This is a genomic window from Sedimentibacter sp. MB31-C6 (assembly GCF_035934735.1).
GTDB lineage: Bacteria > Bacillota > Clostridia > Tissierellales > Sedimentibacteraceae > Sedimentibacter.
On sequence record NZ_CP142396.1, the window covers coordinates 2,489,494 to 2,505,319 of the forward strand.

The 15,826-nt window shown below is 29.8% G+C and carries 17 protein-coding genes; 13 read left to right on the forward strand and 4 right to left on the reverse strand.

What is annotated here, in order from left to right; all coding sequences use genetic code 11:
* Position 1 precedes the first annotated feature (1 nt).
* A complete protein-coding gene (locus tag U8307_RS11715) occupies positions 2–1,168 on the forward strand; it encodes a M20 family metallopeptidase (protein WP_326908096.1) in 1,167 nt (388 codons plus the stop codon).
* Positions 1,169–1,314: 146 nt separating this feature from the next.
* Positions 1,315–1,893 carry an ECF transporter S component gene (locus U8307_RS11720; protein WP_326908098.1) on the forward strand — a complete coding sequence of 193 codons (579 nt, stop codon included), beginning with the start codon at positions 1,315–1,317 and terminating at the stop codon, positions 1,891–1,893.
* 104 nt (positions 1,894–1,997) lie between these two features.
* Here the strand turns inward: U8307_RS11720 and U8307_RS11725 are convergent, their stop codons facing one another.
* The 4 genes from U8307_RS11725 to U8307_RS11740 all read right to left on the reverse strand — a co-directional run bounded on the left by U8307_RS11725 (position 1,998) and on the right by U8307_RS11740 (position 5,062).
* Positions 1,998–2,393, reverse strand: coding sequence for a hypothetical protein (locus U8307_RS11725; RefSeq protein WP_326908100.1), 396 nt, complete (start codon positions 2,391–2,393; stop codon positions 1,998–2,000).
* Positions 2,394–2,526: 133 nt separating this feature from the next.
* On the reverse strand, positions 2,527–3,870 hold the full coding sequence (gene brnQ, locus U8307_RS11730) for a branched-chain amino acid transport system II carrier protein (protein WP_326908102.1): 1,344 nt from the start codon (positions 3,868–3,870) through the stop codon (positions 2,527–2,529).
* A gap of 175 nt (positions 3,871–4,045) precedes the next feature.
* Positions 4,046–4,507, reverse strand: a complete 462-nt coding sequence (locus tag U8307_RS11735) for a hypothetical protein (protein ID WP_326908104.1) — start codon at positions 4,505–4,507, stop codon at positions 4,046–4,048.
* 120 nt (positions 4,508–4,627) lie between these two features.
* Positions 4,628–5,062, reverse strand: coding sequence for a CBS domain-containing protein (locus U8307_RS11740; protein WP_326908106.1), 435 nt, complete (start codon positions 5,060–5,062; stop codon positions 4,628–4,630).
* Positions 5,063–5,203: 141 nt separating this feature from the next.
* On the opposite strand from U8307_RS11740, the gene U8307_RS11745 reads away from it, so the two are divergent.
* From U8307_RS11745 to U8307_RS11795, 11 genes are all read left to right on the forward strand, one after another.
* Entirely contained in the window at positions 5,204–5,869 is a 666-nt protein-coding gene (locus tag U8307_RS11745; RefSeq protein ID WP_326908108.1) for a GntR family transcriptional regulator, read from the forward strand.
* A gap of 109 nt (positions 5,870–5,978) precedes the next feature.
* On the forward strand, positions 5,979–7,211 hold the full coding sequence (locus U8307_RS11750) for a lactate racemase domain-containing protein (RefSeq protein WP_326908110.1): 1,233 nt from the start codon (positions 5,979–5,981) through the stop codon (positions 7,209–7,211).
* A gap of 137 nt (positions 7,212–7,348) precedes the next feature.
* Positions 7,349–8,554, forward strand: coding sequence for an aconitase X catalytic domain-containing protein (locus tag U8307_RS11755; protein ID WP_326908111.1), 1,206 nt, complete (start codon positions 7,349–7,351; stop codon positions 8,552–8,554).
* Complete coding sequence (locus U8307_RS11760) at positions 8,554–8,964, forward strand: aconitase X swivel domain-containing protein (protein ID WP_326908113.1); 411 nt, start codon at positions 8,554–8,556, stop codon at positions 8,962–8,964. Before U8307_RS11755 ends, U8307_RS11760 begins: the two co-directional genes overlap by 1 nt.
* A 14-nt stretch (positions 8,965–8,978) precedes the next feature.
* Positions 8,979–10,025: a TRAP transporter substrate-binding protein gene (locus tag U8307_RS11765; protein WP_326908115.1), complete on the forward strand. Its 1,047-nt coding sequence runs from the start codon at positions 8,979–8,981 to the stop codon at positions 10,023–10,025.
* Between the two features lie 64 nt (positions 10,026–10,089).
* Complete coding sequence (locus tag U8307_RS11770) at positions 10,090–10,605, forward strand: TRAP transporter small permease (RefSeq protein ID WP_326908117.1); 516 nt, start codon at positions 10,090–10,092, stop codon at positions 10,603–10,605.
* Positions 10,593–11,861 (forward strand): TRAP transporter large permease, encoded by a 1,269-nt coding sequence (locus U8307_RS11775; RefSeq protein WP_326908120.1) that lies wholly within the window; start codon positions 10,593–10,595, stop codon positions 11,859–11,861. Before U8307_RS11770 ends, U8307_RS11775 begins: the two co-directional genes overlap by 13 nt.
* A 141-nt stretch (positions 11,862–12,002) precedes the next feature.
* Positions 12,003–12,542, forward strand: a complete 540-nt coding sequence (locus U8307_RS11780; RefSeq protein ID WP_326908122.1) for a chromate transporter — start codon at positions 12,003–12,005, stop codon at positions 12,540–12,542.
* Positions 12,539–13,108: a chromate transporter gene (locus tag U8307_RS11785; RefSeq protein ID WP_326908125.1), complete on the forward strand. Its 570-nt coding sequence runs from the start codon at positions 12,539–12,541 to the stop codon at positions 13,106–13,108. Before U8307_RS11780 ends, U8307_RS11785 begins: the two co-directional genes overlap by 4 nt.
* A gap of 140 nt (positions 13,109–13,248) precedes the next feature.
* On the forward strand, positions 13,249–14,283 hold the full coding sequence (locus tag U8307_RS11790; protein ID WP_326908128.1) for a Wzz/FepE/Etk N-terminal domain-containing protein: 1,035 nt from the start codon (positions 13,249–13,251) through the stop codon (positions 14,281–14,283).
* 264 nt (positions 14,284–14,547) lie between these two features.
* Positions 14,548–15,798: a hypothetical protein gene (locus U8307_RS11795; RefSeq protein WP_326908130.1), complete on the forward strand. Its 1,251-nt coding sequence runs from the start codon at positions 14,548–14,550 to the stop codon at positions 15,796–15,798.
* Positions 15,799–15,826: the final 28 nt, after the last annotated feature.

Sequence of the window (15,826 nt, forward strand, 5' to 3'; positions counted from 1 at the left end):
GATGAAAGAAAAAGTATTGGATTTAATTGACAAGTTGGAACCAGAGTTGAATGATTTAAGTTTGGAAATTTATAATAATCCTGAACTAGGTTATGAAGAGTTTAAAGCTTGTAAGTTACATACAGAAATATTAAGAAAGTATGGATTTACTATATATGATAATTTTTCAGGTGTTAAAACTGGATTTAAAGCTGAATATAAAAGTTTAAAAGATGGGTTAACTGTTGCTTACATGGCCGAATACGATGCATTACCTGGTATAGGACATGGATGTGGACATAATTTATTAGGTGCTGTTAGTACTGGTGCAGGAATTGTTTTAAAACAAATAATTGATGAAATTGGTGGAAAGGTAATTGTTTTTGGTACTCCAGCAGAAGAAACAAGTGGAGCAAAGGTAATATATGTAGAAAATCAGGAGTTTGATGATGTTGATATTGCAATGATGGCGCACCCTGGAAATGAATATACAAAAAGCGGTACTTCTTTGGCTTTAGAGCCTATTCAATTTGAATTTTTTGGGAAAACCTCTCATGCTGCTGCTTCACCTGAAAAAGGAATAAATGCATTAGATGCTGCTATATCGACATTTAATAGTATAAATGCTTTAAGAGAACATATTAGAAGTGATTCTAGAGTTCATGGTGTAATTATTGAGGGTGGAAAGGCTGCAAATGTTGTTCCTGATTACACAAAAGTTCAATTTTATGTTCGTTCTACTACTAAAACATATAATGAGGAGTTATTAGAAAAGATTAAAAACTGTGCAAAAGGTGCAGCATTAGTGACTGGATGCGAACTTAAGATAACAAAATATGAATTTAACTATGATAATATGGTTACTAATGAAATTTTGTCAAACTTATTTAATGAAAAAATCTTTGAGATAGCAAATATAACAATGAGTGAGCCTAGTAAAAATACTGGTTCAATAGATGCAGGACAGGTAAGTCAAATATGTCCAACTATTCATCCGTATTTTGATATAACTAATGACAAAAACATAGTTGCTCATACTAGAGAAATGGCTAAATCTACATTAACTGATTATGCAAAAAAACAAATGAAAAATACGATAGCAGCTTTAGTATTAACAGCTGCTGAAGTTATACAAAATGATAAATTGTTTGAAGAAATGAAATTGGAATTTGAAAATACTGAAAAATAGATTATAAATATAAAAACCATATTTCAAACATGTAAAGAAATTATTTGAATTATATCTGTCATTTATGAAAATATTCAAACTGAGCATTTACAGAATGTCAGAAAAGCATACAATATTTATATAATAGTAAATATTGGAGGTTAGTAATGCAAACTGGCAAGAATAATTACACAATTTATAAACTTACTGTTATTGGTTTAATGTCAGCTATGGTTTTTGTAGCAACTAATTTTAGAATTGAAATTCCTACACCGTTAGGTAAAACAATGCTTCATTTAGGAAATGTTATGTGTTTATTAAGTGGTTTACTTTTTGGGAGTACAATAGGCGGATTATCTGCAGGTTTTGGTTCAGCCATTTTTGATTTGTTTGATCCAGCATTTGCACCTGAGTTTTGGATAACTTTCATTTTGAAATTTGCCATGGGATATATAGCAGGCAAAATTTCTCATATTAATGGATATAATGGAGAAAATAAAAAGGCAAATTTAGTTGCAGCTATATTAGGCGCAGCAATGTATGTATTATTGTATATATCAAAAACAATAATTTTGCAGTTTATAGTGTTGCAAAGTAGATGGGAGGCAGTGGCTGCAGTTGCAGGAACTAAATTTATTGTTTCATCTACTAATGCAATTATAGCTGTGGTAGCCTCTATATTATTAACATTTAGTTTAAGGGGGCCTTTAAAATCGGCTGGTATATATAATAAGTTGAATAAATAGAATTTACTTTAAGTGACAAAAAAGTTATTAATAATAAAAAGTCTTGAACAAATTTTCATTTGCCCAAGACTTTTTTTAATTATAGTTAATTAATTTTATAAAAATTATTTATTTTTTCTGCATCTTCTTCTATCTTCGTCTTCTTCAAGTAATTCTTCTAAACACTCGAACACATCATCACAGTCAAATCTTCTTCTGCGACGACAATTTCCGTTATTTTCTTCAAGAGCATCTTCAAGCAATTCTTCTAAGCACTCGAACACATCATCACAGTCAAACCTTCTTCTGCGACGACAATCTCTGTCAAAGCCACCATTTGGGCTTACAGAGTTATCGCAATGATGATGTTTGTTATTTTCTTCTTCAAGAGCATCTTCAAGTAATTCTAATAAACATTCAAAGACAAAATCACAATCGAATCTTCTTCTACCTCTTTCACCTTCAACGTTATTACATCTTCTTCGGTTTGCACCAGCTACATTATTTGATCTATTAACCATTAATAACACCTTTTTATAGTAAATTTTTTGAGGCCAAGCTCATTATCATCATATTCAACTAGTAAAGAAGTGTTACAACATGTCTAAATTTTTTTATTAAATATAGTTATAATGAACAAACAATAATAATTGATTATTTTGTTTTGTATATTGAAATGATCCATCCGATAGATAATCCAATTACCATTGGAATTATCCAACCCATTCCTAAATTAAAAAATGGCAGATAATTATTATAAAATTCTAATATATTATTGATAAACGTCTGATTCTTTATTATATCAGGCATAGCATTTAAAGCATCGGCGATACTTACAAATAATGTACAAAGTGTTGTAAACAAATATACAATTTGTTTGTCTTTGAATAATGGAGATAATATTCCTAATATAATTAGAGCTATTGCTAAAGGATATAAAAACATTAATACTGGGATTGATAAAGCAATTATTTGTGTCAATCCTATATTTGCTACAAAACAAGCAATGAGGGTGAAAATTATTACAAAGGATTTATAATTCAAGAAATTAGGAAACATATCATTAAATGTTTCCGAGCAAGCAGTAATTAATCCTATTGCAGTTTTTAGACAGGCAACAGTTACTATAATAGCCAGTAAGATACTTCCAAAGGAACCGAAATAGTAATTTGCAATTTGAGCTAATGCAATTCCACCATTATCTGATACTTCAAATAACGAAACACTTGTTGCTCCAAGGTAAGATAAGCTACTATAGATTAAACCCATTAGCAAAATACTAACAAGTCCTGATTTTATTGTATTTATAGCTATGTTTTTAGGGTCATTTACTCCTAATTCTTTTATTGTTTGCACTACAATAATACCAAATGCTAAGGATGCCAAAGCATCCATTGTGTTATAGCCTTCTGTAAACCCCTTGAAAAAGGGAGCTGTTTTATACATTCCATTAATGGCAGCATCTGAAATACTACCCATAGGTTTTGAAATACCAGCTATAACTAAAACAGCTAAAAAAATTAAAAAGATTGGATTTAAAATTTTGCCAACCCATACTAAAATTTTGCTAGGTTTCATTGAAAAGAACAATGCGGCTAAGAAAAATATAATTGTAAATATTGCTAAACCTAAAGCATGGTATTCTGTAGAAATGTAAGGTGCAAAACTTATTTCAAATGGCACAGTTCCAGTTCTTGGTAGAGCGAAAAAGGGTCCAATTGTTAAGTATAATAAAATAGTCATAATATATCCATATATAGGATGTACTCTACTTGATAAATCAAATAAACCATTACTTCTTGAAATGCCTATTGCTACAACTCCTAAAAAAGGCAAGCCTATTGCTGTTATCAAAAATCCTACTGTAGCTATAATCATATTACTTCCAGCTTCCTGTCCCATATGTACAGGAAAAATCAAATTTCCGGCTCCGAAGAATAGTCCAAATAACATTGAGCCAATTAAAATATTTGATGTTAAATTTAAGCGCTTATCCATACTTTTCTCCTTTATAAGCAAAAATAAAGCTCCTGAGTATCTTGTCATAGAGATTTACTCAGAAACTATACAATTTTAACATGAAAAATTTTATTGTGCAAGCTTGTAAATTTTAATAATTTTAAAGTAGGAGCATTGGAGAATATCTCCAATGCTTCTGATGCTTCAAATGCATTTAGTGTTTTTCTGGAATAATAATGTATTCAGTATAAGGTTCTCCTGTTACAATAGGAGTAAGTTTTACGTTAAAGGTAGTAGTTATATTAGGGAAAATTTCCATATTAATTACAACAATTGGATAATATCCTATAGCTTCCACCCTCATATGGTATTCGTCTCGATTTTCCTCTTCATTACCAAATTCATGTATTACAGGTAATTCTATAGGAGGTACCTTACCATTTTCATCTGTTGTATAACTTACAATAAGATTTTCCTCTGCGGCTTCATTATATATACCTCTAACACTATAAAGGTATATACTTACTTTAGCATTATTAATTGGAATAGAGTTATTATCTGAAAATACCCCGATGTCTAAAAAACCTGTAATTTTATTATTGTCATCAACTTCATTTAATTCTAATTTACTAATTAAAATGTTCTTAACTTTATAAGGCTTTCTTGCATCTATCATAATTATAACATCCTTTCGTATGTTCTATTTAATATAATATATGCAAAAAACACTTGATTGCAATCATAGACTTATCTTATATCTCTTAGATGAATTTAAATGATATATTTAAGCAAAATATTAGATAAATCTGTTATTAGTAGGTTTAGAAATATTTTTGAGTGCTACTTCGGCATTATCTTGTAATTTTGGCTCAACTGAAATGTCTCCTAATGAAACCATACCTACAAGCTTATTGTTTTTAACAATCGGTAGTCTTCTTATTTGATTTTCGCTCATGATTCTTACTGCTTCATGAGCATCCATATTGGGATTTCCTACGATAGGATTAGGTGTCATAATATCTTTAACACTTTTATGTCCGGTATTTTGTCCTGAAGCTACGGATCTCAAAATAATATCTCTATCTGTAACAATGCCAATTACCTCTTGGTGTTCACATACAGGTAATGAACCAACATTATATTGCTTCATTTGTTGCGCAGCTCTTTCAATAGGATCGCTAGAATTTAAATAAGCTATACTATTTGACGTCATTATATCTTGTATTTTCAAAAAAATCACCTCCATGTATATACTAACCAATGAAAGCCATTTTTATTACTTATATAAGTTATTGACAATAAAAAAAACTGGATGTATAATACATGTATACAACTGTTTTTATATTATATAAAAATATAAGGAGAATGAATCTTGGAGAAAAATAAGGTAGTTAGAAGTCGTAGAAAAAACTTGGCTCAATATGCTTATAAAGAAATAAGAAACAGAATTTATTTCAATCAGATAAAGCCTGGGGAACTTATTAAGGAAAATAACTTAGCAGAAGAACTAGGTATTAGCAGAACTCCAGTTAGAGAAGCAATAAAAATGCTAGCTAGCGAAGATTTAATTGAAGTTAGGGAAGGTGTTGGAACTTTTGTTAAGATACTTTCGTTTAAGGACATAAGGGATATATTTGAAGTTAGAAAAGCATTAGAGGCAATTGCAGTGAAGTCTGCTATAAATAGAATTACAGAAAGTGACTTAAAAGGGTTAGAAGACGATTTTAATCGAATATCTATGGAATTAGAAAAAGGTAAATTGACGAGAGAAGAATTTACAGATGTGGATATGAAGGTTCATGAATTAATATTTAATAGATGTGAAAATTCCTTTGCAAGAGGAATATTTGAAGATATAAAATTAAAAATAAAACAATACCAATTTTTGTCATATGAATCACTAAATAACAGCAATGAAAGCATATTGCAACATTTGGAGATAATTAATCTTTTAAGAAAAAAAGACTTAAATAGCTTAATTACAACATTAAATAATCATATTGATTGGTCTTTAAAATGTTTTTTAATGTATGATTGATTAAGTATTCAACTGATCATGAAAATATTTTCATTGACAAGTTTAATTTTTGATGTATAATAGATGTATACATGTAGTATATATCTATTATACTTGTAGGAGGATATCGATGCCAATTTTGTTAGAAGAAGACATGAAAATCAAATTACCTCAAATGTTTAAAGTAAAACAGTCCTTTGAAAATAAAAAGATTGAAAACATTGAGGAAAAGGTAAAAGCAGAAATACATAAGGAAGTTATAAAAAATAAGATTTACCCAGGCCAAAAAATAGCAGTAGCAGTTGGAAGTAGAGGAATTAAGAATTTATTTTTGATTGTGAAAACGATTATAAATGAATTGAAAACATTTGGCGCATGTCCATATATAGTTTCTGCCATGGGAAGTCATGGTAATGGATCTGAAGAAGGTCAAAAGGAAGTTTTGGAGGGTTATGGAATTACAAAGGAAAAATTAGGTGTTGAAATTATCACAACAGTCGATGTTGTGAAATTAGGTCAAACTTCGAAAGGCTTAGATGTATATTTTGATAAAGCTGCTTATAAGGCAGATTTAGTCATACCTGTCAATAGGGTGAAGTTACATACTGATTTTGTAGGTGATTTGCAAAGTGGATTGTGTAAGATGATGGTAATTGGTCTTGGTAATCATGTAGGTTGTTCTTCTATTCATGAAGAGAATCCAGACTTTTTTGCTAGTATTTTAGAAGAGGCAGCAAATATAATAATTTCTAAAGCTAATATTGGATTTGGTGTAGCTATTTTAGAGAATGCATATGATGAAACTTTAATGATTGAGTCAGTGCCTAGTGAAAACATGATTAAGAGAGAGAAAGAGCTAGTAAAAATAGCTAAGGATAATATGCCAACCTTAATGATACCTGATATTGATGTTTTAGTTGTTGAAGAAATCGGAAAAGATATTTCAGGGGCTGGATACGATCCAAATATTTTGGGCAGAAGTTCAGTTCTGAAAAAGTATGTTTTAAAAGTTCCTCAAATTAAGAAAATGGTATTGCTAGATATTACTCAGGAATCTCATGGTAATGGAATAGGAGTGGGACTTTTTGACATAATTATTAAAAATGTTTTTGAAAAACTCGACTTACCATCAATGTATGCAAATGCAATTGCTTGTAAATGTATTGACGATATAAAAATTCCACTTATAGCAGATTCAGAGGATGAAGCAATAAAGATAGCTATAAAAACATGTAGAGATATTAATAAAGAAAAACTTAAAATTGTAAAGATAAAAAATACATTATCCTTAGAATATATATATGTATCTGAAACTTTAATAGATTATGTAAAAAGTAATAAAAAATTATGCTTAGTAGAGTAGTGAATGAAATTCTTTTATATAATGAATCATGAAAATGTTTTAATTAATGATTAAAGTACTTATTTAAGTTGATAAACAATTATATTTATATTTTTTTATAAATAGTTAAATATATACAAGTAAAAGGAGGAAAACAAGTGATATTAACACAAGAGCAGCAGGACATGCTAGATGGCAAGTATGGAGAAGGTACAGCCTTTGCAATGAAAATTCAAGTAGCCATTGGAGAGTCTTTTGATGCAAAAAGGATGGTGCCAATAACTAGAGCACATGTTGCATTAAGCAACCAGGAAGCTGATTTGTGGTTTGCAGAGAAATTATTAAAAGCAGGAGCAAAATGTAGGATTGCCCCTACTGTAAATCCTGGATTTTGTTTATCGTTTTTTAAGAACAAAAGCATGGTTTCTAAAGAAGATGCAGATTTAATGCAGAGAACTCATAATGCATACAAAGGATTAGGTGCAGTATTAAGTTATAATTGTACACCTTACATTGATACTAATGTACCTAATTATGGTGAAGTAATTGCATTCTCTGAATCTAGTGCAACTCCATATGTAAATTCAGTTTGGGGTGCAAGAAGTAACAGGGAAGGCGCAAACAGCGCACTTTGTGCAGCTATTACTGGATATGTACCTGAATATGGATTATTGTTTGATGAAAATAGAAAAGGTAATATATTAGTAGAAGTTAAAGCAGATATGAAAACACCTTATGACTATCATTTGCTTGGAATGCTTGGTAAGAAAATTGGAAATGGAATTCCAGTTTTTACAGGATTGCCGAAACATATTTCAAAAGAATCTTTAAGAAATCTTGGAGCTCAATTAAATACATCTGGAGCATATGGAATGTTTCACATAGTTGGATTTACTCCTGAAGCACCAACTATTGATGCTGCTTTTGGTGGGGTAAAACCTGATAGAAAAGTTGTTATAACTAATGATGATTTAACTGAAATATTAGATGAAATATCTTTAAAAGGAAATAGAAATATTGACTTTGCTATGTTTGGATGTCCTCATTTTACTTTGGAAGAAGTTAAGTATATAGCAGAAAAAATAAAAGGCAAGAAACTAAAGAAGGAAATGTGGATACTTACATCAAGTCATGTAAAGGAAATGGCTGTTAGAATGGGATTTGATGATATTATTTTAGAATCTGGAGGATTTATTGTTCCAGATACTTGTCCAGATCAACCATGTTGGAGTCATTTGAAAGGAAAGGTTGGAATAACTGAATCACCAAAATGTGCTTATTACCCCCAGAGAAGAGGAATACATTTTGTTATTAGAGATTTGGAAACTTGCATTAATGCCGCATTGACTGGAGAGGTGAAGTAATGGATAAGAAGAAATTTAGTTGTCATAAAATATCAGAAGGAGTTGCTGAAGCAGAAGCAATAATATCTAAGGATGATATTATGTTCTATTTAATCGAACCGGAAACTGGTAAAATAATCGAACCAGCCCATGATATAGAAGGAAAGTCAATGGCTAAAAAAACATTGATTTTTCCAAGTGGAAAGGGAAGCTCGGTTGTACAAGCTGATGGATTATATCAGCTAAATCAAAGAGGAAATGCACCAAAAGCGATGATAATACAATACCCTGAGACAGTTCTTGTTTCAAGTGCTATAATTATGGAAATTCCAATGGTGGATAAGGTAGACCCAGAATTTTATGAAGTTGTAAAAGATGGTGACCTAGTAAGAGTTGACGCAGATAATGGTATTGTAGAAATTTTAAATTAATTAGGAGGTAAGAAATGAAAAAGTATTTAAGTTTAGTTTTAATAGTTGTGTTAATGTTTACAGTGGCAGTTGGATGTTCTAACACGGAATCTGCTGGTGGTAATGAAAACCCTGGTGAAGAAACACAAAATGAAAAAGTTGAAAGTATAACTTTACAAGTTGGACATGTTGAACCTGAAGACAGATCTACTCATCAAGCATTGTTAGAATTTAAAAAAGAAGTTGAAACTAATTCAAATGGTAGTATTAAAATTGAAATCCATCCAAATGGAGCATTAGGTGGAGATGTTCAATTAACTGAATCAGTAGCAATGGGTACTTTAGATATGGCCTTGCCTGCTACATCTGTATTAGTTACATACTCACCAGAGTTCGGTATATTGGATATGCCTTACTTGTTTAGCAATACTGACAACGCTTTTGCAGCAATGGATGGACAAGTTGGAGATCATTTTAACAGTTTGTTAGAACCAGTAGGAATAAAAAATTTAGGATATTCATTTAATGGACTTAGAAGTATAACAAACAGTGTAAGACCTATAAATGAACCGGCAGATTTAGATGGATTAAAGGTTAGAGTTATGGAAAGTCCTGTATTTATTGATTTCTTTGAGACATTGGGAGCTAATGCAACTCCTATGAGCTTTAATGAATTATTTACTGGATTACAACAAAAAACAGTAGAAGCACAGGAAAATCCACCTTCATTAATATTTTCTAATAAATTTTATGAAGTTCAAGATTACTTAAGTTTAACTGAACATGTTAATAACTTCCTAGCTTTTATAATGAATAAAGGTACATTTGATTCGCTTAGTACTGAACAACAAGAAATAATCACTACAGCAGCAAACAATTATGTAAATTTACAAAGAGATATGGAACTTAGCGATACGAGTAAATATGTAGATTTATTAGGTACAGAAGGTGGATTAGAGGTAAATGAAATAACTGATGAAAATAAACAAAAATTCAGAGATGCTTTAGAGCCTATGTATGAAAAATATAGAGGAGAATTTGGTCAAGATTTATTTGACATGGCTGAACAATACAACAAATAATGTTTTATATTACATGGGACAAATTTATATTTGTCCCAAGCCATATAGAAAGAAGAGATAGTATATGAATAAAATAATAAAAATATATGATAAATTCGAAGAATACTTGTTGGTTGGCAGTCTGGTATTTAACGTAATTATAGTATTTGCACAAGTTATAATGAGGTCTGTATTTAATTATTCACTATCGTGGACAGAAGAATTTTCTAGGTACATATTCATATGGCAAACCTGGTTAGGTACAAGTACTGCTTTAAAATACAATGAACATATTAAGGTAGAATTAATTTACACTTATATTAAAAATGAAAAAGTTAAAAAAGCGATAAAAATCATAGCTTATTTAATATGGTTTGCATTTAGTTTATTCTTAGCATACAATGGATTGAAGTTAAGTCAATCTATGATTAGCAGAAATGCATTATCGTCTGGTATGAGAATACCATTAGCTTTTGTTTATGTGTCACTTCCTATAAGTTCATTACTTATTTGCTTAAGATTAATACCTAAAATTATTAGTGATTTTAGAAATATGAATAATGAAGTAGCAGAAGGAGGTAATACAGAATGGAAGCAGTAACTTTATTTGGTATATTCTTTGTTTTGCTATTTTTGTCAGTTCCAATAGGTTATGCAATTGGAATATCAACTTTACTTTCTTTGATGATATATTCCGACATACCTCTGTTAATGATTTCTCAGAATTCTATAGCTGGGGTAGATAGTTTTCCATTATTAGCTATTCCATTTTTCATGCTTGCTGGAAATTTAATGAGTAGTGGTGGTATTGCAAAACGATTGGTAAATTTCTTTGAAAGCTGCATCGGACATAAAACTGGTGGATTAGGAATGGTTACCGTTGTAGTGTGTATGTTTTTTGCTGCAATTTCAGGCTCTGCAGTTGCAACTGTTTCAGCAGTTGGAGCATTCATGATACCTGAAATGGTAAACCATGGATATAATAAATCATTTAGTACTGCATTAACTGCTGCAGCTGGAACGATTGGAGTAATTATTCCTCCAAGTATTCCCTTTGTAATATATGGAGTAGTATCAGGGACTTCAATTACTGATATGTTTACTGCTGGTTTTTTGCCTGGCATTATGATGGGAGCAGCATTAATGTTAATGACTTATATTGTATCAAAAAAGAATGGATATAGAGGAAAGAAAGTTAAATCTACGTGGAATGAAAGATGGGTAGCTTTTAAAGATGCATTTTGGGCTATTTTGTCTCCAGTAATTATACTAGGCGGTATTTATTCTGGTTTCTTTACTCCAACTGAGGCAGCTGTAATATCCGTAGTATATTCATTTATTGTAGGGGTTTTTGTATACAAGGAGTTAGATTTAAAGGGCTCATATAAATCATTCAAAGATGCAATAGTAGTTAATGGTGCTACAACTTTTATGGTAGGTCTTTCAACAGCATTTGCTGCGTACTTGACTATGGAACAAATTCCAGCAATGATTGCTAATGCCATAATAGGTATTACAGATAATGGTATAATAATATTATTGTTAATAAACTTATTCCTATTACTTGTAGGTATGTTTATTGATAATATACCAGCTACAATAATTTTGAGTCCAATATTATTGCCTGTAGTTACATCTTTAGGTATGTCCCCTGTAACATTTGGTATTATGCTTACTATGAATTTGGCTATAGGATTCTGTACACCACCTTATGGAATAAATTTATTTGTTGCATCAGCTATATCAAAGATATCAATGGAAGATATATCGAAACAAATAATAAGAATGATAGGCGCATTGATATTAGTTTTATTGGTAGTAACATTTGTACCATTTTTCACAACAATGTTTTTATAATATCATAAAATTATGAAGCTCTCAGATTGCTGACAAAATAGAAAATTTACCTTGTCAGTAAATTGAGAGTTTTTTTAATTTCCATTGCAAAGAACAAATATAATGCTATAATTGTTATAAGTAAATAATGGAGGTATTAGTTTGATAGAATTATTAGACATTTATTGGACTTTTTTTAAAATAAGTTCAGTTACATTTGGCGGAGGAATGGCTATGCTTCCAATTCTTCAAAAAGACATAGTGCAAACTAAATCCTGGGTTACGGATGAAGAAATTATAGATTTTTATGCATTAAGTCAAGGATTGCCAGGTATAATTGCCATAAACGTATCATCATTTATTGGTTATAGGAAAAAGGGTATTCAAGGGGAAGTAGCTGCAGCACTAGGAATTATTTCACCATGTATCATAATAATTACAATTTTAGCATCCTTTATTACTAATTTTAAAGATGTAGAAATAGTAAGGCATGCTTTTGCTGGAATTACAATTGGTGTATCTGCATTAATTTTTAATGCAGTAGTAAATTTGTGGAAAAAAAGTATTGTAGATAAAATTTGTATTGTTTTATTTTTTATAACATTTACTCTTATGTTATTATTTGATATATCGCCAATTATTCTGGTAGTGTTAAGTGCAATAACTGGAATATTAGTAAATAAAATGAGGATAAAAGAATGATATACTTAAAATTATTTTATGAATTTTTTATGATTGGTTTGTTTACAGTAGGCGGAGGTTTAGCAACTATACCTTATTTGAAAGATTTAGCTGAAAGAACTGGTTGGTTTGAAGTATCATTTATAACTGATATGATTGCAATATCTGAATCAACACCAGGTCCTATAGGTATAAATATGGCAACTTATGTTGGGTATGAAGTTGCAGGTGCGTTAGGAGGAATAATAGCATCTATTTCTGAAATAATTCCTTGTATTATAATAGTAGCATTAGTATCTAGATTTTTACATAGTTTTAAGAATAATAAAAACATTAATTATGCCTTTTATGGCATAAGACCGTCTGTCACAGCATTAATTGCTGTAGCTGGGTTAGAAGTTCTTTATATTGCAATAGTAAAAACTGATTTAATTGCTAATAGTTTAATTGGATTAATTGCTAGCATAGATTTAATTAAAGTATTATTATTTGTAGTTGTTTTCTATCTTATAAGGAAATCTAATAAACATCCAGTTTTTTATATTGTTATTTCTGGGTTAGTTGGAATAACCTTACGATTTAATTGAGGAAATGCATTGGGTGCACTGGGGACTGTCCCCAGTGCACCCAATGCATTAAATATACATTATTTTATAATTGTTCATTTAGTAAATTTCTGATATAATATAAATCGATACGAATTTAATATTTATTATGAGGAGCAAATATGAACGAAAATCAAAATAATGTACAATATTATGAAGATGAAATAGATTTAAGAGAACTCATCATGGCTTTATGGAAAAGAAAAAAAATGATAATTAGTTTTACTTTGATAGTTGCGATATTGGCTGGTATGTTTAGTATGTTTGTATTATCGCCAGTTTATAATACAAAGCTAGATGTAGTAATTAGTATGCCAGAATCTTATCACACAAGATATGGAGAATATAAATTGCCAATAACTACAAATGAGCAATATATTAATTTGTTTATAAGTAATGATGTTCTTTTAAATACAATTAAGGACATGGGATATGAAGAAGTTTCAATGGAGAGTTTGAAGAAAAGAATTTCTATTGGCAATATGGAAACTAAGGCTGGTTTAGTGCAAAATAGCTTTGAAATATCTGTATCAGCAGATAATCCAGAAGAATCACTAGAATTAGCTCAAACATTATTCGATAATTATTTAGAATTTATGGATGTAATGACTAAAGAGAGAGCAATTAGTTATTATTATAATCATTTTATTGTTGAATTGAATACATTGGAAGATTCTTTGGATATTGCAAAAGAAACCTTAATTAGAAATGAAGAATTATTAGCTCAAACACCTAAGTTAATCAATCAAGGAGAAGCTAGCTTAGAGATACAGACAAAATTAACAAATGAAAGTGATTATGTAATTCCAGTTAATACGGTGAATCCAAATTATATTAAAATAGAAAATGATATTGTTGGAAATAAGCAAGCTATTAATGGCATTGAAAATTCTATGCGAATGTATAATCAATATTTAGATGAACTTAATAAAGAACAAGAAATAATAACTGAATATTATGAATCAGGACGAGCTGGCAAACTTGAATCTAGTACAATCAGCGTTGTAAAAACAAGTATATATTTACCATCTCCACCAATTGCACCTTCACAGAAGACAAGCCCAAGTAATTCAATGAATATAGTTATTGGTGCGGTTCTAGGAGGAATGATTGGGGTAATGGTTGCATTAGTTAAGGAATATTGGTTTAAAAATTAAGGAAAAATCCTGGGATGAAAATTATATCCCAGGATTTTTTAAATTATACATTAATATGAATATTTGTCAAGGGTATAAAAGAAAAATGTGGAATTTTCTGCAAAGCAATATTGCATAATGCAGTGATTTTGACAGTTTTGTTTATTTATGATATAATTCAATAATAATGTAAATAAGTGCATAATATTTAGTAAAATTAAGGCTAAATATATTAATTCTATAATATTTTTAATGAGTGTTTATTTATGTAAAAGGGGGAGTAAGATGAAAGAAAATAAGAATATTAAGATAGGTATTGGTTTTGCAACTGGAAGAAAGAGTTTTAAAAAGGTTCTTAGAACATACATATACAGTTGGAATGAATCTGGTTTAGTTGAAAATAACAATTTAAGTTTAAACCTTTTTGTTGCCTATGACCTTACGTACAACAAAACAAAAGTTACTGATTATACTAGTTTGCGTCCAGATATAATGGAACAAATTGATAGTAGTGAGTTTATTGGAAATTCAGTTATTAAAGAAGAAATCGATTATTTAGAAAATGAAAATATAATTAGTAATGGTGAAGCTTCTTTAATTTTTGGAAAAGGATATGCAGCTAAACGTAATGCTATACTATATTATGCAATTAAAAAGAATATGGATTACTTGATTTTTTTTGATGACGATGAGTATCCTATGGCAGTTACTAATACTAAGAATACTGCAATTTGGGGTGGTCAGCAGGTTCTCTCAACTCATTTAAGATATATTAATCAAGCGGATATAACTCACGGGAATCATTGTGGTTATATATCACCTATTCCACATATTAAGTTTAATGAAACAATGACAGAAAACGATTTTCGATTATTTATCGAAGCTATCAGTAATGATATAATAAACTGGGATAATATAATGAAAGTTATGGATAATGGTGGGGTAACATACGCTGATACTAAAATTTTAACAAGCAAGATTGCCATAAAAGTTCCAGAAATAAATCAAGCAAAATTCATTTCTGGTGCAAATTTATGTATTAATTTAAAGGATCCAAGTAGAGTTTTTCCTTTTTATAATCCTCCAGGGGCAAGAGGTGAGGATACATTTTTAAGTACTTGCTTGAGCGAAAGAAAAGTTCTCCGAGTACCATGTTATACGTTTCATGATGGTTTCTCTACTTATAATAGGTTGTTAGATGGTGTGTTACCTACAAGACTGAAGTTTGTTGAGGCTAACAATGATAAAATAATTACTCGATTTTATAAAGCTTGCATAGGATGGATTCGATATAAGCCACTATTGCTTTATATAACACAACGTGAAAATTATGAAGATTTAATTATAGAAATGCGAGAAAATTTAAAAATTACTTTACCTAAAATTTGTGATTATTTTCAACATTCTGAATTTATGAAGGTTTTAGATGAATTAGAAAAATACAATAGGAATGTTAAAAAACATTATAGTACCTTTAAAGAAACTCAATTAGTTTGGGAAAAAATAATGAATTTCTATTCAAAAGATGGAAGGTAAGTATTTTTTCATATAATTATATTGTAAT

Coding starts and splice junctions, on each gene's coding strand:
- U8307_RS11760 (WP_326908113.1), top strand. CDS start 8,554: ATGGATAAGAAGAAATTTAGTTGTCATAAAATATCAGAAGGAGTTGCT.
- U8307_RS11750 (WP_326908110.1), top strand. CDS start 5,979: ATGCCAATTTTGTTAGAAGAAGACATGAAAATCAAATTACCTCAAATG.
- U8307_RS11725 (WP_326908100.1), bottom strand. CDS start 2,393: ATGGTTAATAGATCAAATAATGTAGCTGGTGCAAACCGAAGAAGATGT.
- brnQ (WP_326908102.1), bottom strand. CDS start 3,870: ATGGATAAGCGCTTAAATTTAACATCAAATATTTTAATTGGCTCAATG.
- U8307_RS11765 (WP_326908115.1), top strand. CDS start 8,979: ATGAAAAAGTATTTAAGTTTAGTTTTAATAGTTGTGTTAATGTTTACA.
- U8307_RS11785 (WP_326908125.1), top strand. CDS start 12,539: ATGATATACTTAAAATTATTTTATGAATTTTTTATGATTGGTTTGTTT.
- U8307_RS11775 (WP_326908120.1), top strand. CDS start 10,593: ATGGAAGCAGTAACTTTATTTGGTATATTCTTTGTTTTGCTATTTTTG.
- U8307_RS11715 (WP_326908096.1), top strand. CDS start 2: ATGAAAGAAAAAGTATTGGATTTAATTGACAAGTTGGAACCAGAGTTG.
- U8307_RS11795 (WP_326908130.1), top strand. CDS start 14,548: ATGAAAGAAAATAAGAATATTAAGATAGGTATTGGTTTTGCAACTGGA.
- U8307_RS11735 (WP_326908104.1), bottom strand. CDS start 4,507: ATGATAGATGCAAGAAAGCCTTATAAAGTTAAGAACATTTTAATTAGT.
- U8307_RS11720 (WP_326908098.1), top strand. CDS start 1,315: ATGCAAACTGGCAAGAATAATTACACAATTTATAAACTTACTGTTATT.
- U8307_RS11790 (WP_326908128.1), top strand. CDS start 13,249: ATGAACGAAAATCAAAATAATGTACAATATTATGAAGATGAAATAGAT.
- U8307_RS11770 (WP_326908117.1), top strand. CDS start 10,090: ATGAATAAAATAATAAAAATATATGATAAATTCGAAGAATACTTGTTG.